This is a genomic window from Ferrovibrio terrae, from assembly GCF_007197755.1.
GTDB classification, from domain to species: domain Bacteria; phylum Pseudomonadota; class Alphaproteobacteria; order Ferrovibrionales; family Ferrovibrionaceae; genus Ferrovibrio; species Ferrovibrio terrae.
The window spans coordinates 495,717-517,314 of the sequence record NZ_CP041636.1 but is presented as its reverse complement, the minus strand read 5'-3'; the positions used below and the strand labels follow the sequence as shown (position 1 = coordinate 517,314).

The window sequence follows — 21,598 nt, the reverse complement described above, 5'->3', positions numbered from 1 at the left end:
CATGCCGTCAGCCTACGACTACTCACGTTGCGGTGAAAGCGGCAAGGCGCTGATCCAGCAGATCATTCGGTAGTGGCATCAGCCGGGCGACATGGGTCCAGACCAGTGCCGCTTCGATCCGGTGGCTGGGGAAAACCTGGGCCAGCAGACCACGATACAGCGCCATTTGATCCAGATAGGCCGGATCGACCTCGCTCACCGATGACGGCGGCGGCCGGTTGGTCTTGTAATCCACCACCAGCACGGCCTCGTCAGTCACCAGCAGGCGATCGACCTGGCCGACAACCGTTCTGGTGCCGATGCGGCCGGCCAGCGGCGCTTCAGTGCGCGCCTCAGGCCGGAAGATCGCGGCAAATTGCGGATCACCCAGCAGGGCCATCACTTCCCTCAGCAGTGCCGACTGGCTGGCGGGATCGAGGCCATGCCCCGAATGGGCGAGGAAGCGTGCCGCCGCCGGCGCACGCTCGTCGTCCGGCAGATCCGGCAATGTCTGCAGCATCCGGTGAATCAGGCGGCCGCGCACAAGGCCGGCCAGACGATCCGGTGCGGTCGGGCTGAGCGGTGCGGGATCGGGGCGGCTCGGCTGCGAAGGACTTAAAGGGCGTGGCGGTACGGGTTCGGGCGGTGCCGGCTGCTGCAGCCAGCCGGGCGCGGCAATGGGTTTCGCAGCAGCCGCTGTTGGTTCGGCTTCGCTGCGACTGTCGGGGTTGGTCTCGAAGCGTCGGGCCTCGTCGCCCCATGGCAAAACAATGGTTGTTGTCGGCGTCAGATGATCGAAACCGGTCGCGACCAGATCGTACCAGCTGCCCTGCGGCGGGCCTTTGTCGGCGTTGCGGACGCCGAGATAGCCGCAGACATAGAGCCGATCGCGCGCCCGCGTCAGCGCCACGTAAAGCAGGCGGCGATATTCTTCCAGCTGCTCGGCCTGGCGTTTGCTGCGCAATCCGGCCGTGACGGCCGTATCGTTGTCCTTGCGCATCGGCCAGTAGAGCTGTGGCACGGCGCGCGCCGCAGCCGGCCCGGCGACATGCACTTCTGGCGTGGGTGCTTCACCCCAGAGCAGGCCGCTGCCACCTTGGTCCTGCGGCAGGTCGCAGGTATCGGGCAGCATCACGATGGGAGCTTCCAGGCCCTTGGCGCCATGCACAGTCAGCACGCGCACTTCGTTGCGGCCCTGATCGAGGTCGCGCTTGATCACCATCTCGTGCCGAGTGATCCAATGAATGAATCCCTGCAAGCTGGGCGTGGCCTCGCGTTCATAGGACAGCGCGGCGGCTATGAATTCGTCGATCGGTTCATTGGCCTGCCGGCCCAGCCGCGCGACCAGCCGTTGCCGCCCACCGCCGGCGCCGAGCAGTTCGGCATAGAGCGCAAAGGGCGTGATCAGATCGGCGCGCGAAAGCCACTTGTGCAGTTCTTCGTTCGCCGCGCGCCACAGCGGACGCTCCTCGGCACGGCGCTGCAACTCATGCCATACCCGCGGCTGCTGGCGGTTCCAGCACAGGTCGAACAGGTCTTCTTCACTGAAATTGAACAGTGGGCCTTTCAGCACGGTGGCCAGTGTCAGGTCGTCTTCCGGCAGCAGACAGAAGGCGCCGAGCGCCAGAAGATCCAGCACTGCAATCTGCTCGGCCAGTTTCATGCGGTCGGCGCCGGCCACCGGTACACCGGCAGCTTTCAGTTCCTGCACCATCGCCTCGAAGAACACGTTGCGGCGACGCACCAGAATCATCACATCGCCGGGCTGTACGCGGCGGCCCAGGCTGGACAGCATCTCCTCGTTGTCCATCCAGCGCTTGATCTGCGCCGCGATCTCTTCAGCCAAGCGTTTGCGTGGATCCTTCTGGCCAACATAGTCGAGCGGTGTTTCCCAAGGTTCGCTTTGCGCTTTCGGATCGGGCTTGAACGGCGGCCAGAGTTCGATGCGGCCGGCCTCGTCGCGGCGGCTGGCCTTGTGATGCAGCGGTTTGTCACCAACGACACCGGGTTTTGCCGCATCGTCGGCAAAGACGGTATCGACGAGTTGCAGCACCGCCGGCGCGGAGCGGAATGACATCTCCAGCGGAATCTGCGCGAGCCGTTGGTCGACAGCCTCGGCCCGGCGCCGGAAATCATTGTAGGTGTCGAGGAAGGCCTGCGGTCGCGCACCCTGGAAACTGTAGATCGACTGCTTCACGTCGCCGACCGCGAAAATGGTGCGGCGGTGAATGTCGTCGCGCGCGCCGGTACCGCTGAAGAATTCCTCGGCCAGTGCTGCCACAACAGCCCACTGGTCCGGGCTGGTATCCTGCGCTTCGTCGACCAGGATATGGTCGATGCCGCGATCCAGCTTGAACATCACCCAAGGCACCTGACTCGGCTCGACCAGCAGGTCGCGCGTTCGTAGAATCAGGTCGTCATAATCCAGCAGGCCATGCGCGGTCTTCAGTGCTGCATAGGCCGTCAGCAGTCGTTCGCCCAGCCGTAGCAGCATGGCGGTGGCCTCGGCCACTGTCAGCGCATTCAACTGCTGCTGCAGCGCGATCAGGCGGCCCTGTTCCTCGGTCAGAATCTCGGCGCAATCAGGTGCAATCTTCTCAGCCGTCTTGGTTGCCATCTTGGCGCGCGGCTTGCCTTCATTGGTGAAGAAGCCGGAGAACCAGATATCTTCAAAGCCATCGGCAGTCAGTCCGGCGGCCAGCCAGTCGGCTAGCGGCCGGCCGATCTTCTGGTCGGTGACGCTACCATCGCAGAGGGCCGCCGCGGCGCGACGCAGGTCGTCCAGCCGCATCGTCTCGATATGCAGGCGGATGCTGAGATCACGCGTCGCATCCGGCGGCAGTTCAAGTTGTGCATAGAGTGCACCGATAGCGCCAGCCGCGCTGCCATGCGCGTCCAGCAGCAGCGCCAGGTCGCGGCGGCGGCCCAGCAGCGCTTTCAGCAGATCGGCGAAGCGGCCGTCATCGACGCGGGCCGCGAAAAAGTCGATCACCGGGCGGAAGCCGGCGTCAGACAGGCCATCGCCCAGCACGCGTTTGCGCGCGGTTTCGAACAGATCGGCCGTCACGCCGTCGTCGGCGACGGCAAATCCCGGCTGCACCTGCGCTTCTACGGGGAAGCGTTTCAGCAGCGCCTCGCAGAAGGCATGCACGGTCTGCAGCCTCAAGCCGCCCGGCGATTCCAGTGTGCGGGCAAACAGCCGTCGCGCCGAATCCATATCGGACTCTGTCACCGGCCGGCCGAGCAGTTCGAACAGGTCGGTCTTCAGCGCGGCATCGGCCAGTGTGGTCCATTTGCCCAGTCGGTCGGTCAGGCGCAGCTGCATTTCAGCCGCTGCCGCCTTGGTGAAAGTCAGGCAGAGAATGCCGCTCGGCCGCGTGCCCATCAGCAGCAGCCGCGTGACGCGGTCGACCAGCACGCGCGTCTTGCCCGAGCCGGCATTGGCAGCGACCCAGGCCGACTGTGCCGGATCGGCAGCGCTGCGCTGGTTCATTGTGTGCGTCAGCAGTTCGGGATCAGGCTTCACGGTGTCTGGCTTCACTGGCCTTCTCCCGTGCCTTCGGCGCGTTCGGCGACGCGGGCGAGATGATCGTAGTCGCCCGGATAGTCGACGAATTGCGGACGCGGCCGCGACAGGTAGGGTTTTGTCTCGTCGTCGAACCACGCCACCCAGCCGCTCAGCCGCGCCAGTGCCTCGCGTGCCAGATCATCGGCCGGCGGAATCTCGGTACGGCTGGTTCCTTCGATGCGTTTCGCCTCGCCGGGTTCGGCGCCCCCGCCCAGCCGGATATAGACCAGCTCGGCGATCCCTGCCGGCGACAGGCCTTCGAAACCGCCGGCCTGTGCGATGGCGGCTTCCAGCGCCAGCTGCGGCGCCAGCCCGCTGTTGACCTGTTTTGGCGTCGGGGGATTTCCGGTCTTGTAATCCAGAATGGCCAGCCGGCCGTCCACGTCATGCCGGTCGATACGGTCGGCGCGCGCTTCCAGAGTGAAGGCGCCACCGGGCGCGACCAGTTCTGTCGCGCCCTTGGTTTCCAGCAGCGCGGGCCGGAAGCCATCGCTGCGCCGTTCGCGCTCGTAAGCCAGAAACCAGCGCATCGCGCGCTCAAACCGCGGCCACCACAAAGCGGCGATATCCGGCTGCTCCAGCCAGGTGCCGAATTCGATGCGGCCCAGATCGAACAGTTCGTTCAGTGCCGCGGCATCGTCGGGCAGCGTCGCCATATGCCGTTGCTGGAATTTCTCCAGCACGGCATGGATCACATTGCCGCGCAGCCGGGCATCGGGCGGCTGATCGGGCGGATCGAGCCGGCGCAGGCCCAGCACGCGCTTGGCATAGATCGCGTAAGGATCGCGAATCCAGGTTTCGATATCTGTGACTGGCAGGCTACGCGGCCGCGCCGTCACCGGCGGGGCCGGTTTCGGGGGATCGAATTTGAGGCTCTGTGCCGGCGTATCGAGCTGCTCGGCCCAAGCGAGATACTGTGGTGCGAGGCTACCCTGCCAACGCACATCCTTCTCGTCCAGCAAGGCCTCCAGCCGCAGCAGCCAACGGGCCGGCACGGTCGGCGTGCCATCCACTTTCGCTGCCCGCGTCAGGATCACATCGCCGCCGCTGGCCGCCTGCACGAAATCATGCGCGGTCTGGCCCAGACGGAATTCAGGACTGCTCAGGCCCAGGGCTGCGCGCATCGGACGGCTGAGCCACGGGTCTTCTTTGGCCTGCGGCGGCCAGGTGCCTTCGTTCAGGCCACCGAGGATGATGCGGTCGGCCTGCTGCAGACGCGCTTCCAGCAGGCCCCAGATGGCCAGCCGGCTATGCGAGGGTCGGCGTGGTCGCACGACCTGCCCTTCCAGCAGTGCATCCAGCAGACGCGGCCATTCGGCCGGGGTCACCGCGCCGAACTGGTCTGACGCATCCAGCAAGTCAACCACGAGAGCATGCAGTGCCTCGCCGGCATCCTGCTGCCACAGCGGCGTCGGTTGGTCGGGCGCCACCGTCAGCGCTTCGGCCGCTATCACCTGCACCTGCAGTAAGGTTTTCAGCGTCGTGGTCTGACCGTCTTCGCTCTGCATCGTTTCGGCGATGGCAGCGAGGCGCGCCAGTGGCGGCAGCAGGTCAGGTTTACTTGCCAGATCAGAAACCAGCTGCACGAGGCCAACAGCCGGCCGGCTTCTGCGCAGCAGTTTCCGCTCCACGCGGCGCGTCCAGCGCAGCAGGTCGCCACGCGCCATGCCAACCCGGCAGAAAGGGTGCTTGAGCAGCGCCAGCAGCGGGACGGCTGCGAAATCCTCGGCCACTGCGGCGGCCAGCAGGCGCAGGAACACCGCAGGCGCGGTCTGGATCAGCGGCATGCCAGCGGAATCGTCCACGGTGATGCCGTAGCGCGCCAGTTCCAGACAGACGCGCCGCGCCAGCATGCGGTCGGGCGTGATCAGGGCGGCGGTACGTCCCGGTGTTTCCAGTGTCTCGCGCATCGCCAGTGCGATGCTGAGCGCTTCCTCGCGCGGACCCGGGGCGTCGATGCGCTGCAGGCCGGCCAGTGCGTCTGCGGCGATCCCGCCGCGCAGGTCGCGCCAGCGATGGCTTTCCGCCGGCGGCAGCAGCGCTGCCGTCAGCAATCCGGCGCGGCCCTGATCGGATTTACCAGCCGATGCCAGGCTATGGGGCCAATCGACGACGTCATCGCGCATTACACCCAGCGTATCCAGCAGCCGCGCCAGCGCATGCTGTGGATGGGTAGGCTCATCCTGCACGGCTGCCCAGGCGGCCTCGTCCAGCCCACGGTCGAGGCCGGGCAGAATGATGCTGCCCTGCGGCAGGCGCGAGATCAGTTTGAGCAGTCGCGCAGTGGCCGGGATCGTACCGGTCGAACCGGCGGCGATGACCGGGCCAGTCGGCGGAGTCTTCTGCCAATGCTCGATCCAGCGCTGAGTGGCGTGCTGGCGGTGTTCGGCGCTGTCGCTGCGGCCCTGTTCGGCCTTGATAGCGGGCCATGTCTCACGGACGATTTTCAGGAAATCCAGCGTCTGCTGCCAATGCCCGGCCAGCTCGGCCGGCACCAGGTCAGGCAGGCGATCAAGGCCAACTTCTTCGGTCGCCGCCGCATCGAGCAGGTGGCCGAGTTCGCGCGCCAGCCGCAGCGCATTGGCGCTGTCACCGCCGGCCAGTGGCGAAGCCTGTACCAGGCGCGCCAGCAGCAGGCTGCGCTCCAGCGTGCCGAAGGGCAGGGCGTCGCTGCGCTCATCGGCCTTGCCGCGCAGCTCCAGTTCGTCTTCGTCGACATCGCCGAGCGGCCGGATCACTGGCAGCAGCAAAGCTGTACCGTCGCTCTGGCGCAGGAAGGCCTCGGCCAGTGCGCGGCAGGCGCGCCGCGTCGGCAACAGCACGGTAACGCGGGACAGCGTCAGCGGATCGCCGCCCTGCTGCTGCAGGATGCCGTGGGCCAACAGGTCGAGGAACGGCCGGCCGGGTGCGATCGCATATACGGACGGGTCAGTCGTGCGCGCCATGCAGCATTGCCTCCGCATGTTTCAGGCCGTCATGCGTGCCGACATCCATCCAGCTGCCGCGATGCACAATGCCGTACAGGCGGCCAGCGGCAATCGTGCGGTCATAGAGAATGTTGAGCGAGAAGGCGCCGGTCGGTGCATCACGAAACAACGCTGGTTGCAGGATCTGCACACCGGTATAGACATATGGTGCCGTCGCCTGCGCGCCGCGACGTTGCAATTTTCCGTCTGCGTCGAGGAAAAAATCGCCGGGCCCGCCATGGCCATCGGCTTGCTCGCGGGGCTGCAGCAGCAGAATCCCGTCCATCGCGGCAGGATCGAAGCCAGATGCAAGGCGCCTTACTGCACTCATCTCGGTTTCATTATCGCGCCAGATCAGGTCAGCATTCACGGCCAGGAAAGGCGCGTCGCCCAGCAGCGGCAGGGCCTTGGCAATGCCGCCGCCGGTTTCCAGCAGCAGGTCGGTTTCGTCTGAGATGACGATCTCCAGATCGTACCGCGCTTTCAGGTGTTCGCTGATCTGGCCGCCAAGCCAGTGGATATTGACGACCGCGCGCCGCACGCCGGCTTCCGCCAGCCGGTCGAGACAGCGGTCGAGCAGCGTGCGGCCAGCCACCGGAATCAGCGGTTTGGGTGTGCGGTCGGTCAACGGCCGCAGCCGCGTGCCGAGGCCGGCTGCCAGCACCATGGCAGTATGCGGAACGACAATCACGACAAGCCAATCTTGTCTAAACCCGGCAGCGGCTGGCGGCGCAGCTCCCGCGGCACCATCGCATCGAACCAGCCGCGCAGGTCGGTCAATGCCGGATGTGCGAGATCGCGCTCGACCAGACCCCACATGCGCGGCATGAAGGCCTGGTACTGCGGCTTGCCGTCGCGTTTCCACAGCCGGGTAAATATGCCGAGAATGCGGATGTTGCGCTGTGCGCCCAGTATCGCATACATGCGGCGGAAGTCAGCGTCGTCAACGCCGCTGCCGGCGATATAGCGCTGCAGCATCGCCTCGGCGAAATCCGGATCGACATCGCGGCGCGCATCTTCCAGCAGCGAGACCAGGTCATAGGCCGGATGGCCCGCCACAGCATCCTGGAAATCAAGCAGGCCGAGGCGGGCCGGGCCGGAACGCTGCGGCAGCCAGATCAGATTCTCGGCATGGAAGTCGCGCAACACCAGCACGCGACGTTCCGGTAGCAGGTCCATGCCGACTTCCGGCGCCAGGATGCCCCACAGGAAGCGGAAGGCCTGGCGCAGATTGGCTGGCGTATCGCGCCCGGTCAGGGCTGGCAGATACCAGTCGATGAAGAGTTCGGCCTCATCAATGAGGCGGTCTTCGTCATAGGGTGCCAGATCGGTGGGCGCGGGATGCCGATGCAGGTCGAGCAGGAAGTCGATGGTGGCTGCATACAGCATGCGCTCGTCGCCGCCGGATTTCAGCAGCCGCGCGAACAGGTCGTCGCCAAGGTCTTCCAGCAGCAGGAAACCGTGTTCAGCATCCTCGGCCAGAATGCGTGGAGCACTGTAGCCAAGTGAATCAAGATGGCGGGCGATGCGCGTGAACGGACGCACATCTTCCTGCGGTGGCGGCGCATCCATCAGCACGGCCGGTTCGCCGCCGCGGTTCAGCCGTTCGTATTTGCGGAACGAAGCATCACCTGCGAGCGTCGACCGCACGGCATCGCCCCAGCCGGCGCGCTGCAGGAAAGCATGAGAGAGTGCGGCGCGGTCAGACATCGGCATCGTGGGCAAAGGCCTCGGGTAAATCGGAAAGACGGGTCGTCCAGGCCGCGCTACCCTGCAGTTCGGCACGTCGTGGCCCTGCGGCATCGGTCAGCAGTGACAGTGCGACGGTCAGGGCATTGGCGGGTGCTTGTGTGCCCAGCCGGTCGGGCCATTCGATCAGCGTGATGCCGTCGCGCAGGGCGTCATCAAGGCCAAGTTCATCGAGTTCGCGCGGATGGCTGACGCGGTAGAGATCGAAATGCCACAGGGTCCCCCCATTCAAGCGATCTGGCGGAATGTCATAGGTCAGCACCAGGTTGAAACTCGGGCTCGGCACCTCGGTCTCATTACCGCTGAGATGCCGGATCAGGGCGCGCGCGAAGCAGGTCTTGCCAACGCCGAGCGCGCCATCGAGCAGGATTGCGTCGCCGGGCTGCAGCCGGTCGGCCAGCAGCACGGCCAGGGCAGCGGTCGCCGCTTCGTCGGGCAACTGATAGCGGCGAATCATCGGCATGGCGCGGACTCTACTGGCGCGCCAGCAGCGCCGCAATCGGGCCCGGTTCGGGCAGCGGATAGCGGGGCAGCAGGATATCCACGGCTTGTGTGCCGTCGCTGCTGTCCAGCTTCAGCCGCACAGCATGCAGGTCGAAAAGGCCGCGCGCCACGATCAGCGACAGATCGGTATCCATGCGCCGCCGGTCCGGCGCATCGACCAGATCGGCGAAGAACTGGTGCGGCTGAACCGGGCTTAAGCCTCCGCTATGGCATTCGACGCGGAGGCCGAGATGCGATTCGTCATCGACTGACAGCAAGAGCGCGACGCGGCCGCCCTGCGGCGTGCCATCCAGGGCGACGGCCATTACGCTGTCGAGCGCCTGACGCAGCCGCTGGCCGTCGCCGATGATCGTGCCGGTGCCGGCATGCGCGGGCAGGTCGAGGCTGATGGCGCGGCGTTCGGCGATCTCGCGCCACTGCGCAGCATCGTCGCGCCACAGGACATCGAGCGACAGCTCCGCAGGCTCCAGTGCCATCTGGCCGACTTCGATGGTTGCGATGGTGATGATGTCGTCGAGCAGCTTCAGCAGGTCGCGCGACGTCGTCATGATGTCGGCGCAGTATTCCTCCTGACGCGGGTTCATCGGGCCGAGAATGCCCTGCGACAGCACCTCTGTCATGCTGATCAGCGTGCCGAGGGGCGAGCGCAGGTCATGTGTGATGTTGCCGATGAAGGCGGCATTCATGCGGTCGGTGCGTTCCAGCGCCTCGTTGCGTTCACGCAGTGCACGCTCGATGCGGATATTGGCGCTGACATCCAGATAGGTGTAGAGCACCGCGCCATCGGGCAGCGGCACAGAGGCATAATCGATCACGGTGCCGTCGCCGCGCTCCAGCCGGCCGCGCGTGCCCTTGCGGCTGGCGAAGCTGTCGATCAGGCGCTGGCGCTGCTGCCCCCAGTCGGGGTTGCGCTGCATCAGCGGGCGCACGGCCTCCACCACTTCGGTGATGTGCGGCTGGCGGTTCAGCAGGTTGACGTCGATTTCCCACAGCTGGGCGAAGGCGCGGTTGTACAGTGACAGCCGTCCGTCCGAGCCATACACCACGACGGCTTCGTAAAGATTGTCCAGCGTGGCGCGTTGCACCGCGATCATGGTATTGGTGGCGCGCTCCAGGGTGAGCTGTCGCGTCACGTCGTCATAGGCAAACAGCAAGCCACCCGAAGGATAAGCGCTGATCACCAGCCGCAGGGTCGAACCATCGGGCAGGTGCATTAGCTCTTCCTGCCGCTCGATCACGGTGGTGAAGAGCGACAACTGGCCGCGCTTGTAGGTCTGCCAGTCGATCTGCTCGGGCAGGCGGCGCTCGACGCGCAACTGCTCCAGCACCTCGCCGAAAGTGGGCCGGGTTTCCAGCCAGGCTTCATCCAGCTGCCACAACCGCGCATAGGCGCGATTCCAGATCAGCAGCTTCTTGTCGGGGCTGTAGATGGCGGTGGCGGTCGAGATAGTGCGCAGCACTTCCATATGGGCTTCCATATGGCGGCGCAGCTGGCCGCGCGCGTCGGCTTCGGGCGTGATGTCCTGGCCGAAGCCGAACGTGCCATCGCCCACAGGGAGTTCGAAGATACGGTAGTTGCGACGGTCGCCTTCGGCGACGAAGCGACGCTCCTGCGACTTCAGCGTGGCGGCGGCCTGTGCCGCCAGCGCCAGATCGCGCGGCTGATCGAGATCATGCGCTGAGGCCAGTTCGAGGCCGCGCTCGACTGCATCCTGCGCCGTGGTTTCGGCCATCAGGGCATAGCGTGCGTTGACCCAGATCAGGCGACCCTCGGCATCGCGACGCCAGATCGGAAAGGGGGCGGCATCCAGCAGCACGCTGGCCTGCGTCTCGGCACGGTGCAGTTGTTCATTCTCCGCCGTCAGGCTGTCGATACGCTGCTGCAGCGCGCCGGCGGCCTTGCGTTCGCCATCGCGCGCAATGGCAATCGCGGCCATTTCCGCCTCGGCGCGGTGCAGCCGCTCGGCCATGCCGCGTGCGCGCAAGGCCTGCCATCCGGCGAGGCCGGCTACGGCCGCAGCCAGTGCTGCAAGCCCCCAGACCTCGTTCACGCGATTTCCCCTGCGATCCCAGACATGGCGCCACTATCGGCCAGCCTTAAGGTGCAAAACAAGGTGTTAAAAACAACAAAGGCCGGGTTTGAAACCCGGCCTTTGCATTGCGAAAGCGATTCGCCGAAGCGGCGATGGCTTAGTAGCGGTAATGGTCAGGCTTGAACGGGCCCTTTTCGCCAATGCCGAGATACTTCGACTGCACCGGGGTCAGCTTGGTCAGCTTGGCGCCGACCTTCTCCAGATGCAGGCTGGCGACCTTCTCGTCCAGATGCTTCGGCAGCGTGTAGACCTGCTTCTCGTACTTGCCCGGGTTGGTCCAGAGCTCGATCTGCGCCAGCACCTGGTTGGTGAAGGAGGCGCTCATCACGAAGCTGGGATGGCCGGTGGCGTTGCCCAGGTTCACGAGGCGGCCTTCCGACAGCACGATAATGCGCTTCTTGTCGGGGAACTCCACCTCGTCCACCTGGGGCTTCACATTGTGCCACTTCAGGTTCTTCAGCGCGCCGATCTGGATCTCGGAGTCGAAGTGGCCGATGTTGCAGACGATGGCGCGATGCTTCATCGCACGCATATGGTCGATGGTGATGACGTCCAGGTTTCCGGTGGCGGTGACGAAGATGTCGCCCTTCGGCGCGGCATCTTCCATGGTCACGACCTCATAGCCTTCCATGGCGGCCTGCAGTGCGCAGATCGGATCGATCTCGGTGACCATGACGCGGCAGCCGGCATTGCGCAGCGAGGCGGCCGAACCCTTGCCGACGTCGCCGTAGCCGGCGATCACGGCGATCTTGCCGGCCATCATCACGTCGGTGCCGCGACGGATGCCGTCGACCAGGCTTTCGCGGCAGCCATAGAGGTTGTCGAACTTCGACTTGGTGACGCTGTCGTTGACGTTGATGGCCGGGAAGAGCAGGCGGCCTTCCTTTGCCATGATGTACAGGCGATGCACGCCGGTGGTGGTTTCCTCGGTCACGCCCTTGATGGCGGTGCCCATCTTCGTATACCAGCCCGGCGAGGCCTTCAGCTTCTTGGCGATCGCCGCATAGAGGACGGTCTCTTCCTCATTGGTCGGCTTCGAGATGACAGAGGCGTCCTTCTCGGCCTGCATGCCCAGATGGATCAGCAGGGTGGCGTCGCCGCCATCGTCCAAGATCATGTTCGGGGTGCCGCCATCGGCCCATTCGAAGATCTTGTGGGTGTAGTCCCAGTATTCTTCCAGGTTTTCGCCCTTCACGGCGAAGACCGGGATGCCGGCGGCGGCAATGGCGGCGGCGGCATGGTCCTGGGTCGAATAGATATTGCACGAGGCCCAGCGGATGTCGGCGCCGAGAGCCTTCAGGGTCTCGATCAGCACGCCGGTCTGGATCGTCATATGCAGGGAGCCGGCAATGCGGGCGCCCTTCAGGGGCTGGGCCTTGCCGAATTCGGCGCGGGTGGCCATCAGACCGGGCATTTCGGTCTCGGCCATATCCAGTTCCTTGCGGCCCCAGTCGGCCAGGCCAATGTCCTTAACAATATAATCCGCGCTCATGTCGGCAGCTCCAGTTGGCGAGATTCTACACAGGAATGTGCTCAATGGGCGCCGATATAGCAGGGCAGCCCGCGGGCTGTCCAGTATTATATAAAGAAATCTTTATATAGATATATAGATTTTAAGGTCGGCTATTCGGATTCCCCGAATTTACCCTCGACCAGGATGACCAGGGCTTCCATGGCAGCCCCGGCCTCGGTGCCGGAGGCGCTGATCTCGATGCTGGAGCCCTGGGTGCCAGCCAGCATCATCAGACCCATGATCGACTCTCCGTTGACGGTCTGGCCGTCCTTGGAGACCTGGATCTTGGCCTGGGGGAAGCGGGCGACCACCTGGACGAATTTGGCCGCGGCGCGGGCATGCAGGCCGCGCTGGTTCGGAATGTTAACGCTGCGTTTGAGGGGCGCGTCCTTCGGGGCCGTTCCGTCCATCAGGCTGACTCTCCGGCCAGCAGTTTGGAGGCGACATTGATGTATTTGCGGCCGGCTTCCTGGCCGGCGCTGACGGCGGCAGCCATCTCGGATTTGCCGCGCACGCTGGCCAGCTTGATTAGCATCGGCAGGTTCACGCCGGCGATCACTTCCACCTTGGCCTGATCCATAATGGAGATTGCCAGATTGGACGGTGTGCCGCCGAACATGTCGGTCAGCACGATCACGCCCTTGCCCGTTTCGACGGCGGCGACGGCGGCGAGGATATCCTGGCGGCGCTGCTCCATGTCGTCGTCCGGTCCGATGCAGACGGCGCGCATGTTCTTCTGCGGCCCCACCACATGCTCGGTGGCATGGATGAATTCTTCGGCAAGGCGGCCGTGGGTGACGACGACAATACCGATCATGGGACGCTATCGATCTTGTGGCTGGTCATTGCAGTGAAGTTTCCTCGGCAACTGCGGTTCAGGCCATGGGTCAGGCTGGGGCCAGATCGCGATCGCGGTGACGGATATCGACACGTTGCCCGGTTTCGCGCAAGTGCTTGCCGAGGGCCTCGGCAACCACAACGGAACGATGGCGACCGCCTGTGCAACCGATGGCGATGGTGAGGTAACGCTTGCCCTCCTGGGCATAGCGCGGCAGCAGCGCATCGACCATGCCGCGCAGCCGTCCGAAGAAGTCGGCATAGCCGGGATCGGCCTCCACATAGGCCGCAACGGCGGGATTGTCGCCGGTATGCGGGCGCAGTGCATCGTCATAATGGGGATTGCGCAGGAAGCGCACATCGAACACCAGATCCGCCTCGCGCGGCAGGCCGTGCTTATAGGAAAACGAGAGCACCATGATACTGAGGCCCGGCAGGGCGTCCAGCGCGAATTGCGCGGCCAGGGCCTGGCGGAATTCCGGCAAGGCCGCCATCGAAGTATCGATCACCAGATCGGCCGCGGCGCGCAGCGGCAGCATCAGCCGCCGTTCGGCTGCAATGCCATCAGCGATCGGCCGGTCGCTGGCGAGCGGATGCCGCCGCCGTGTCGCCGTGAAGCGCTTGAGCAGCACCTCATCCTCGCAATCGAAATACAGCAGCTGGACGGCAAGATCGTCGCGCTGGCGCAACTCGCTGAGCAGGGCGATCAATTGGTCAGGCTGGAAATCGCGGGTCCGGCTGTCGATGCCCACCGCGATGGCGCGGCGCGGCTGCGTGGGCGCCGCAGCCGCCTCGGCCTCGTCTGCGATGGCCAGTCGCCGCAGCAGCGGCATCGGCAGGTTGTCGACGGCTTCATAGCCGTGATCTTCCAACAGCTTGAGCGCCGTGGTCTTGCCGGCACCCGAAAGGCCGCTGACCACTACAAAACGGATCGGCTCTGCAGCAGCGCCCATCTGCTCAGGCCTTGCGTTTAAAGAGTTCGGTGACAGTGCCGGCTACTACGGCCGCGATCTCGTCGGGCTCGAACAGTCGGCCTTCGACGGCGCGCGCCAGTGCCCATCTTGCCTTGATCGCGGCGCTGGCCTCGAAAGCATGCAGTGACAGGCAGGGCAGTGTGATGTCCAGGATGTTTTCGTGGCGCGGCTCGGGCAGGCGTGGCACATCATTCAGCGGCACCAGATCGACGATCAGTGCCACAGGTGCGGGTGCTGTCGCCGGCATGCGGACTGGGCCTATGCCACGGATTTCCAGCAGGCCGCGCAGGCGTTCCGGCGTGCCGGCAATGATACTGCCGTCAATGCGCTGCAGACAGGTCTGATCGTCGGCGATCAGACCTGCGCCGGCGTCCATCAAACGCAGCGCCAGATCGGATTTTCCGGCCCCGGAGGGGCCGCGCAGCAGAAGCGCCGCGCCGGCAATCGACACACAGCTTGCATGAATGGTCAGCATGGCCGCGCAGCCTGCCGGGGCCTCCACAGAGAGTCAATACACGCTTCCATGACGGAGCATGCTTCGATGAAGGGGGCTTTGGTTAACATGTGTGCCGCCTAAAGCGGCAGGCGTACCACGAAGCGGGCACCCGTCTTGCCGTCATCGCGGTTCTCGGCGTGGATCTCGCCGCCGAGCGATTGCACCACCTGCCGCGCGATCGACAGGCCGAGACCGGAATGCAGGCCAAACGCCTCGCTGGCCGGCCGTTCGCTGTAAAAACGTTCAAAGATCGATTCCAGATTGTCAGTCGGAATGCCAGGGCCTTCATCGGCGACGCTGAACATCACATGTCGCGGTTCGCGTTTCACCGCGACCGTGATGGTGCCATTCGGCGGACTGAAGGAAATCGCGTTGTCGATCAGGTTGCGCGCCACCTGGCCCAGCTGGCCCTCGAAGCCGATGGCCAGATACGGACCGGGCTCGACCCGCTTCAGTTCGATCTTCGGCCCGGTGTCAGCCAGACGCGTCATATAGGTTTCGATGACCGATTGCAGCATGACGGCGATATCTAGCGGGGCTGCTTCACTGCGCGCCAGTTCGGCATCCAGCCGCGAGGCGCCGGAAATGTCGGTGATCAGGCGATCCATGCGGCGCACATCGTCCTGCATCACCGCCAGCAGGCGCTCGCGCAGTTCCGGTTTCTCGGTACGCAGGAAGGTTTCCATGGCGCTGCGCAGCGAGGTGAGGGGATTCTTGATTTCGTGCGACACATCGGCGGCGAAACGTTCGATGGCATCCAGCCGCTGCGATAGCGCGGCGGTCATGGCGCGCAGCACGCTGGACAGGTCGCCGATCTCATCTTCGCGGTGCGAGTAATCCGGCAGCGACAGATGCGCGATGCGGCCCTTGGCGGCGCGGATGCGTTCGGCCGCCTCGGCCAGGCGATGGATCGGCCGTACGATCACGCCTGCCAGATAGAGCGAGGCCAGCACGGTGAAACCGAGCACGGCGGCAAACACCTTCAGCACGCCCAGCCGTTCCTCGCGCACGCGCGCATCCAGTTCGGCGCTGTCGACGTTCAGCAGCAGCGCGCCGACGACTTTACGCAGGCCCTGCACCGGCACGGCCGCCGACAGCATGATGCGGCCATCCGCCAGATCACGCAGCTGGTCGCTGTCGTCGCCGTTCAGTGCGCGGCGCGCTTCCGGATAGTCGTTGGCATGTGTGAAGGGCAGCTCGACGTATTTTGGCAGATTAAGTGTGGTCATGAACAGGGCGTTGATCTTGTCGTAGAGACCGATCAGGGCCTGCTCCCAGGGTGTGTCTATATTCGGCGGTGGCAGCTGGCGCGTCACCACACCGCGCCCGGCCGCCAGCAGTAAACGGCTGTCGGCGATCATCTCGCCATCGGCATCGAACAGCCGGGCACGGGCACTCGACTGGGCCGACAGGCGGCGCAGCAGTTGGCGCGCCAGTTCGGGTTCCAGCGTGGGACTGAATTCCGACGGGCTGATGGCGACCTCACCCAGTGCGCCGGAAATCAGTCCAGCTTCGTAGCGCAGGGCAGTCAGGCGCGTGTCGATCAGGCTGAGGCGGAACTGGTCGAGATAGAAGAAGGCCAGCACCAGTGCGATCGGCGCTGCCAGGTTGATCAGCAGGATGCGGCGCGTCAGCGGCGACATCAGTCGCCGGCGCGGAGACGGATCGCTCACCGTCTGCCCTCCATACCGGACATCCTTCCCGCCGTCGCCAGCTATATCGTTTCTGGCCGCTACGATCAGGCCGCCTGTTCCTTGAAGCGATAGCCGACGCCATACAGGGTTTCGATGGAGTCGAAGTTATCGTCCACCATCTTGAACTTCTTGCGCAGTCGCTTGATGTGGCTGTCGATGGTGCGGTCGTCGACATAGACGTTGTCGTCGTAGGCTGCATCCATCAGCTGGTCACGGTTTTTCACATGGCCCGGCCGCTGCGCCAGGGCATCGAGCAGCAGGAATTCGGTGACAGTGAGTACCACTTCCTCGCCATTCCAGGTGCAGCGATGCCGCGCCGGATCCAGCGTCAGCGAGCCGCGCACCACCAGCTTGTCGGAGGATGTTTCCTCCGCACCAGGGCGGTTGGCTTCGGCGCGGCGCAACACCGCCTTGATGCGCTCAATCAGCAGGCGCTGGCTGAACGGCTTGGTGATGTAGTCGTCGGCGCCCATCTTGAGGCCGAGCGCCTCGTCGATCTCATCGTCCTTGGAGGTGAGGAAGATCACCGGCACCTGGCTGACGCGGCGCAGACGGCTCAGCGTCTCCATGCCATCCAGCCGGGGCATCTTGATGTCGAGGATGACGAGATCGGGCATCTGCTGCGTCAGGTGACGCAGGGCCTCGGCACCATCGTTATAGGTGCGTACCTTATAGCCCTCGGCTTCGAGGGCAATCGAAACCGAAGTCAGGATATTGCGGTCGTCATCGACCAGGGCAATCGTCGCGCTCACGGGAGGTCCTTGAATCTGGTGGCAGTCGGGTTGTAACGGCCAAGTCGCGTGAAAGTGCCGGAAAACCGGTGATCACGATCACACCAATATAGCAAGTCGCTGGCCGGTTTGCAGGGGGCGGGGCAGGCTCGGCCCATGAATTATATACCCCTCCTCAATGCCGGTCCTGCGGTCCATATCCATCTTGCCGCCACAATTCTGGCCTTGGCGCTGGGGGCGTTCATGCTGATTCGCCGCAAGGGCACCGTCTCGCACCGGGCGCTCGGCTGGATCTGGGTGGTGCTGATGCTGACGGCCGCGACCAGCTCTTTCTGGATCACCGGCATCACCGGCAGCTACAGCCCGATCCATGCGCTCAGCCTGCTGGTGCTGGTTCTGGTGCCGCTCGCAGTGCTGGCAATCCGGCGCGGCAAGGTGAAGCGGCATCGCATGGCCATGATCGGCCTGTTCTTCGGCGCCCTTGTGATCCCCGGACTGTTTACGCTGCTGCCGATGCGCCTGCTGGGGCGGCTGATGACGGAAGGCGTGACCTTACTCACCCTGGCCCAGTAGCTGGCCGCGGCGGCGCGCGGACTCGAAGAAGGCGAGGAAGGCCCAGAAGCCGAGCGCGAGATAGAGCACATTCAGGGCAAAGGCGCCGATCAGCAGGTCGGTGCGCAGGATGCCGTCCACCAGCAGCGCACGCATGCCCTCGAAGACATAGGCCGGCGGCAGTGACCAGGCGACCACCTGCAGCCAGCCCGGCAGCACCGTGACCGGATAATAGACGGCGGCGACCGGCAGGATCAGGAACATCGCGCCCCAGGCGGCGCTTTCGGCGCCCAGGCCATGACGCATGATCAGCCCGCAGACGGAAATGCCGATGGCCCAGCCGAACATGATCAGACTGAAGAAAAAGCCGGCCAGCGCCAGCCCCATGGCGTAGACCGAGAAATCGAAGAACCACCAGGCCATGAAGCTGACCGGGACCATGCCGACCAGCGTGCGCAGCAGGCCCATCAGCAGCACCGAGGTGGCGAATTCACCAGGCCGCAGCGGGCTGACGAACAGGTTACCCAGATTGCGCGACCACATTTCCTCGAGGAAGGAGATCGCCACGCCGAGCTGCACGCGGAACATCGAATCCCACAGCATCATGCCGGCGAGGAAGACGCCGAAGGCCTGCGCCACATACGAGGTCTTGCTGGCGAGGAACTGGGTGAGAAAACCCCACATGATCATCTGCACGGCGGGCCAGTAGATCAGCTCCACGATGCGCGTCCACGACCCCGACAGCAGATACCAGTGCCGGCGCAGCATGGCGAAGATGCGCTGCAGGCTGCAGCTGATGTCCTGCATCATGCCGGCACCTCGTTCAGTTCGGCGGCCCTGCCCTGGCCGCGCGCGATATCGAGGAAGACCTGTTCCAGAGTCTGCCGGCCGTATTTCGCCACCAGATCCGGCGCGGTACCGCGATCCACGATGCGACCCTGCTTCATCATCAGCACCTGGTCGCAGAGCCGTTCGACCTCGCCCATGTTATGCGAGGCGAGCAGGATGGTGATGCCGCGTTCCTTGCGATACTTCTCCAGCAGGCTGCGCACCCAGTCGGCGGTGTCAGGATCCAGCGAGGCGGTCGGCTCGTCCAGCAGCAGCACATCCGGCTGGTTGATCAGCGCCTTGGCCAGTGCCACGCGGGTTTTCTGGCCGGCCGACAGCGCGCCGGCGGGGCGATCGAGCAGCGTGGCGAAATTTAGTTCCTCGGCCAGCTGCTCGATGCGCTTGGGCGCCTGCGACACGGCGTAGAGCCCGGCGAAGACCATCAGGTTCTGCCGCACGGTCAGGCGATGTGGCAGATCGACGTAAGGCGAGGAGAAATTTAGCCGTGGCAGCACATGGTGCCGGTCGCGCAGCATGTCGGTATCGAGGATGCGGATGCTGCCCGCCGTGGGTTTGAGCAGGCCGAGCAGCATGGCGATGGTGGTGGTCTTGCCGGCGCCGTTGCCGCCCAGCAGTGCGGTGACGCTGCCGGCCGGCACATGGAAGTCGATCCCGGCCACGGCATGCACCGGCTTGTCGGTGCCGCCGTAGGTCTTGGCAAGGCCGGCCACGGTGATGGCGGGCTGCACGGTGCGGGTGAGTGTCTCGATCATATGAAGCGAAGAGATAAGGCGGGGGTAGCGCGATTGTCCAGTGCTGGGCGGGCCGCGCTTCCGGTCTGCAGTGAGGCAGAGGTGTCACGTGAAAAGGCTGGCCCCCTGTGCGGCAAACCGCTAACTTCCGGCCCATGTCGCGCGAAACACGGCGCTTTCTTCTGGCGCTCCTGATATCGATTGCCCTGGTCTATGCGGTGTTGCAGCCGCGTCACGTGCCGTTCATGTGGACCTGGCTGATCTCGCCTCATCTGCCGCTCTGGCTGGACAGGCCGCTGGCGGTTCTCGCCGGGTTCAGTCTGGCCTGGGTGATCGCCACCGGTTTCGAGCTGTTCGTCTGGCGTCGCATGTACGGCCAGAGTCTGGCGGGCGTGCCGCGCCAGCGCAAACTGCTGACCGATCTGTTCAATGTAACCCTGTATGTGGCGGCAGCCGGCTTCATCGCCATCGAGATCTTCCATCTGGAGCCGACCGGCGTCTTCGCCACCTCCAGCGTCATTGCCATCATTCTCGGCTTCGCGCTGCAGCAGTTGCTGACCGATATCTTCGCCGGCGTGGCCCTGAATATGGAGCGCCCTTTCAAGGCCGGTGAATGGATCACCATCGACGGCATCCAGGGCATGGTGCTGGAGACCAACTGGCGTTCCACCCATTTGCGCACCCGGTCGATGGACCTGCTGGTCGTACCCAATGCGGTGATCGGCCGCGCCAAGCTATTCAATCACAGCCGGCCGCAGGCGCGGCATCTGGGCTTCGTCGACGTGACGCTGCAATACGGTGTCGATGAAGCCGCAGTGCAGACCGCGCTGAAGGATGCGGCCCTCACCATTGAAGGCATACTGTCTGATCCGGCGCCGATCATCGCCGTGCATGAACTGAATGCCGGCGTCATGGTCTGGCGCATCTATTTCTTCACCGACGATTTCAGCCGGGTCGTGATCATGAAGGCCCAGCTGCTGTATGCCGCTTATGCCGCCCTGCGCGCCGGCGACCTGGCCGCGCATCTGCCGCGCAATGAGGCATTCCTGCATCTGGACCCGCCTGTGGTATCGCAGCGCGATTGATTTTTTTGAAGGGTTGGGGGATTGGGCGATGACGAAGAAGAAAAAGAGTCTGAAGCTGGCTCTGCAGGGTGGCGGCGCCCATGGCGCTTTCACCTGGGGCGTGCTGGATCGCCTGCTGGACGATGACCGCATCGAGATCGAAGCGCTGGTCGGCACCTCGGCAGGTGCGATGAATGCCGCCGTGGCGGCCTATGGCCTGGGGCAGGGCGGTCCGGCCAAGGCCAAGGAACTGCTCGAGCTGTTCTGGCGCAAATCGTCTGAGGCCGGCAAGAAGGGCCCGTTGCAGCCCAGTCCGATCGACAAGCTGTTCAGCATCGGCAACATGGACTTTTCACCGATGTACCATTTCTTCAATTCGCTGTCGCAGGTGATGTCGCCGTACCAGCTGAATCCGAGCAACATGAATCCGCTGCGCGACATCATCGCCGAGGTGGTGGATTTCGAGGCGCTGCGCGCCAACCAGGCCGCCGCCAAGCTGTTCATCTGTGCCACCAACGTGAAGAACGGCCGCATCCGCGTATTCAACCGCGACGAAGTGACGCCCGATGCGGTGATGGCCTCGGCCTGCCTGCCGTTCCTGTTCCAGGCAGTGGAGATCGACGGCAACCACTATTGGGATGGCGGCTATTGCGGCAATCCGCCGATCTTCCCGCTGATTTACGAAAAGGGCACCAGCGACATCCTGATCGTGCAGATCAATCCGGTAAATATCCCGGAAGTGCCGACCACGGCCGCGGCGATCCTCGATCGCATCAATACGCTGAGCTGGAATTCCAGCCTGATGCGCGAGATGCGGGCGATCCAGTTCGTCACCAACCTGCTCGACACCAATGAGCTGAACCGCGAGAAATACCCTCGCGTCTTCATCCACAGCGTCGATGCCGAGGAGACGCTGTCGAAATTCAGCGTCTCGTCCAAGCTGAATCCGGACTGGGATTTCCTGTGCTACCTGCGCGATCTCGGCCGCGAGAAGGCAGAAAGCTTCCTCGCCAGCCATTACGACGATCTCGGCAAGGCATCCACCACGGATATCGTGGCGAAATTCATGTAAATCCGGGCCTTGCCCGGACAGCCGCGGGTGCCGGGCCCGGGGCTGGACAGGGGTGGGGAATCTGTCTATAACCGCGCGCCGTTACGGAATAAAACCCTGTAACGGCGGTATCTTGCTGATACCCGTGCCCAGGTAGCTCAGTTGGTAGAGCAGAGGACTGAAAATCCTCGTGTCGGCGGTTCAAATCCGTCCCTGGGCACCATTTTCTCTCCCAAATGTTCATTAC

General features: G+C 64.4%; 18 protein-coding genes and 1 tRNA gene. 4 read left to right on the top strand and 15 right to left on the bottom strand.

Features of this window, described 5'->3' with window-relative positions:
• Positions 1–22 precede the first annotated feature (22 nt).
• The 13 genes from addA to FNB15_RS02385 form a co-directional block, all read right to left on the bottom strand.
• A complete protein-coding gene (addA, locus tag FNB15_RS02445; RefSeq protein ID WP_144067190.1) occupies positions 23–3,520 on the bottom strand; it encodes a double-strand break repair helicase AddA in 3,498 nt (1,165 codons plus the stop codon).
• Complete coding sequence (addB, locus tag FNB15_RS02440; protein WP_144067189.1) at positions 3,517–6,492, bottom strand: double-strand break repair protein AddB; 2,976 nt, start codon at positions 6,490–6,492, stop codon at positions 3,517–3,519. Before addB ends, addA begins: the two co-directional genes overlap by 4 nt.
• Positions 6,476–7,204 (bottom strand): nucleotidyltransferase family protein, encoded by a 729-nt coding sequence (locus tag FNB15_RS02435; protein WP_144067188.1) that lies wholly within the window; start codon positions 7,202–7,204, stop codon positions 6,476–6,478. The genes addB and FNB15_RS02435 overlap by 17 nt, the downstream gene beginning before the upstream one ends.
• The gene (locus FNB15_RS02430) at positions 7,201–8,229 is read right to left on the bottom strand and encodes an aminoglycoside phosphotransferase family protein (protein ID WP_246068769.1); all 1,029 of its coding nucleotides are present in this window, start codon (positions 8,227–8,229) and stop codon (positions 7,201–7,203) included. Before FNB15_RS02430 ends, FNB15_RS02435 begins: the two co-directional genes overlap by 4 nt.
• A complete protein-coding gene (gene tsaE, locus FNB15_RS02425) occupies positions 8,216–8,725 on the bottom strand; it encodes a tRNA (adenosine(37)-N6)-threonylcarbamoyltransferase complex ATPase subunit type 1 TsaE (RefSeq protein WP_342777569.1) in 510 nt (169 codons plus the stop codon). The genes FNB15_RS02430 and tsaE overlap by 14 nt, the downstream gene beginning before the upstream one ends.
• Positions 8,726–8,735: 10 nt before the next feature.
• A complete protein-coding gene (locus tag FNB15_RS02420) occupies positions 8,736–10,817 on the bottom strand; it encodes a PAS domain-containing sensor histidine kinase (RefSeq protein ID WP_144067187.1) in 2,082 nt (693 codons plus the stop codon).
• Between the two features lie 139 nt (positions 10,818–10,956).
• Positions 10,957–12,351, bottom strand: coding sequence for an adenosylhomocysteinase (ahcY, locus tag FNB15_RS02415; protein ID WP_144067186.1), 1,395 nt, complete (start codon positions 12,349–12,351; stop codon positions 10,957–10,959).
• A gap of 131 nt (positions 12,352–12,482) precedes the next feature.
• A complete protein-coding gene (locus FNB15_RS02410; protein ID WP_144067185.1) occupies positions 12,483–12,782 on the bottom strand; it encodes an HPr family phosphocarrier protein in 300 nt (99 codons plus the stop codon).
• Positions 12,782–13,189 carry a PTS sugar transporter subunit IIA gene (locus FNB15_RS02405; RefSeq protein WP_144067184.1) on the bottom strand — a complete coding sequence of 136 codons (408 nt, stop codon included), beginning with the start codon at positions 13,187–13,189 and terminating at the stop codon, positions 12,782–12,784. The genes FNB15_RS02410 and FNB15_RS02405 overlap by 1 nt, the downstream gene beginning before the upstream one ends.
• A 70-nt stretch (positions 13,190–13,259) precedes the next feature.
• Complete coding sequence (gene rapZ / locus FNB15_RS02400; protein ID WP_144067183.1) at positions 13,260–14,162, bottom strand: RNase adapter RapZ; 903 nt, start codon at positions 14,160–14,162, stop codon at positions 13,260–13,262.
• A gap of 4 nt (positions 14,163–14,166) precedes the next feature.
• Positions 14,167–14,658 carry an HPr kinase/phosphorylase gene (locus FNB15_RS02395; RefSeq protein WP_144067182.1) on the bottom strand — a complete coding sequence of 164 codons (492 nt, stop codon included), beginning with the start codon at positions 14,656–14,658 and terminating at the stop codon, positions 14,167–14,169.
• A gap of 98 nt (positions 14,659–14,756) precedes the next feature.
• The gene (locus FNB15_RS02390) at positions 14,757–16,352 is read right to left on the bottom strand and encodes a sensor histidine kinase (RefSeq protein WP_144067181.1); all 1,596 of its coding nucleotides are present in this window, start codon (positions 16,350–16,352) and stop codon (positions 14,757–14,759) included.
• Positions 16,353–16,417: 65 nt separating this feature from the next.
• The gene (locus FNB15_RS02385) at positions 16,418–17,125 is read right to left on the bottom strand and encodes a response regulator transcription factor (protein ID WP_144067180.1); all 708 of its coding nucleotides are present in this window, start codon (positions 17,123–17,125) and stop codon (positions 16,418–16,420) included.
• Between the two features lie 135 nt (positions 17,126–17,260).
• Between FNB15_RS02385 and FNB15_RS02380 the strand changes: the two genes are divergently transcribed.
• Complete coding sequence (locus FNB15_RS02380; RefSeq protein WP_144067179.1) at positions 17,261–17,677, top strand: DUF2306 domain-containing protein; 417 nt, start codon at positions 17,261–17,263, stop codon at positions 17,675–17,677.
• On the opposite strand, the gene FNB15_RS02375 is transcribed toward FNB15_RS02380, so the two are convergent.
• Positions 17,657–18,466, bottom strand: coding sequence for an ABC transporter permease (locus FNB15_RS02375; protein WP_221932727.1), 810 nt, complete (start codon positions 18,464–18,466; stop codon positions 17,657–17,659). The two genes, FNB15_RS02380 and FNB15_RS02375, sit on opposite strands and share 21 nt — an antisense overlap.
• A complete protein-coding gene (locus tag FNB15_RS02370) occupies positions 18,463–19,257 on the bottom strand; it encodes an ABC transporter ATP-binding protein (protein WP_144067178.1) in 795 nt (264 codons plus the stop codon). Before FNB15_RS02370 ends, FNB15_RS02375 begins: the two co-directional genes overlap by 4 nt.
• Before the next feature lie 134 nt (positions 19,258–19,391).
• Between FNB15_RS02370 and FNB15_RS02365 the strand changes: the two genes are divergently transcribed.
• The 3 genes from FNB15_RS02365 to FNB15_RS02355 all read left to right on the top strand — a co-directional run bounded on the left by FNB15_RS02365 (position 19,392) and on the right by FNB15_RS02355 (position 21,574).
• Positions 19,392–20,321, top strand: coding sequence for a mechanosensitive ion channel family protein (locus FNB15_RS02365; RefSeq protein WP_144067177.1), 930 nt, complete (start codon positions 19,392–19,394; stop codon positions 20,319–20,321).
• Between the two features lie 28 nt (positions 20,322–20,349).
• Entirely contained in the window at positions 20,350–21,372 is a 1,023-nt protein-coding gene (locus FNB15_RS02360; protein ID WP_144067176.1) for a patatin-like phospholipase family protein, read from the top strand.
• A 126-nt stretch (positions 21,373–21,498) separates the two neighbouring features.
• Positions 21,499–21,574, top strand: a tRNA-Phe gene (locus FNB15_RS02355).
• Positions 21,575–21,598: the final 24 nt, after the last annotated feature.

What these genes read in the sequence shown, in the direction of transcription:
- addB (WP_144067189.1), bottom strand. Translation starts at nt 6,492, where the DNA reads ATGGCGCGCACGACTGACCCGTCCGTATATGCGATCGCACCCGGCCGG.
- FNB15_RS02430 (WP_246068769.1), bottom strand. Translation starts at nt 8,229, where the DNA reads ATGCCGATGTCTGACCGCGCCGCACTCTCTCATGCTTTCCTGCAGCGC.
- tsaE (WP_342777569.1), bottom strand. Translation starts at nt 8,725, where the DNA reads ATGCCGATGATTCGCCGCTATCAGTTGCCCGACGAAGCGGCGACCGCT.
- ahcY (WP_144067186.1), bottom strand. Translation starts at nt 12,351, where the DNA reads ATGAGCGCGGATTATATTGTTAAGGACATTGGCCTGGCCGACTGGGGC.
- FNB15_RS02410 (WP_144067185.1), bottom strand. Translation starts at nt 12,782, where the DNA reads ATGGACGGAACGGCCCCGAAGGACGCGCCCCTCAAACGCAGCGTTAAC.
- FNB15_RS02405 (WP_144067184.1), bottom strand. Translation starts at nt 13,189, where the DNA reads ATGATCGGTATTGTCGTCGTCACCCACGGCCGCCTTGCCGAAGAATTC.
- rapZ (WP_144067183.1), bottom strand. Translation starts at nt 14,162, where the DNA reads ATGGGCGCTGCTGCAGAGCCGATCCGTTTTGTAGTGGTCAGCGGCCTT.
- FNB15_RS02395 (WP_144067182.1), bottom strand. Translation starts at nt 14,658, where the DNA reads ATGCTGACCATTCATGCAAGCTGTGTGTCGATTGCCGGCGCGGCGCTT.
- FNB15_RS02380 (WP_144067179.1), top strand. Translation starts at nt 17,261, where the DNA reads ATGAATTATATACCCCTCCTCAATGCCGGTCCTGCGGTCCATATCCAT.
- FNB15_RS02375 (WP_221932727.1), bottom strand. Translation starts at nt 18,466, where the DNA reads ATGATGCAGGACATCAGCTGCAGCCTGCAGCGCATCTTCGCCATGCTG.
- FNB15_RS02370 (WP_144067178.1), bottom strand. Translation starts at nt 19,257, where the DNA reads ATGATCGAGACACTCACCCGCACCGTGCAGCCCGCCATCACCGTGGCC.
- FNB15_RS02365 (WP_144067177.1), top strand. Translation starts at nt 19,392, where the DNA reads ATGTCGCGCGAAACACGGCGCTTTCTTCTGGCGCTCCTGATATCGATT.
- FNB15_RS02360 (WP_144067176.1), top strand. Translation starts at nt 20,350, where the DNA reads ATGACGAAGAAGAAAAAGAGTCTGAAGCTGGCTCTGCAGGGTGGCGGC.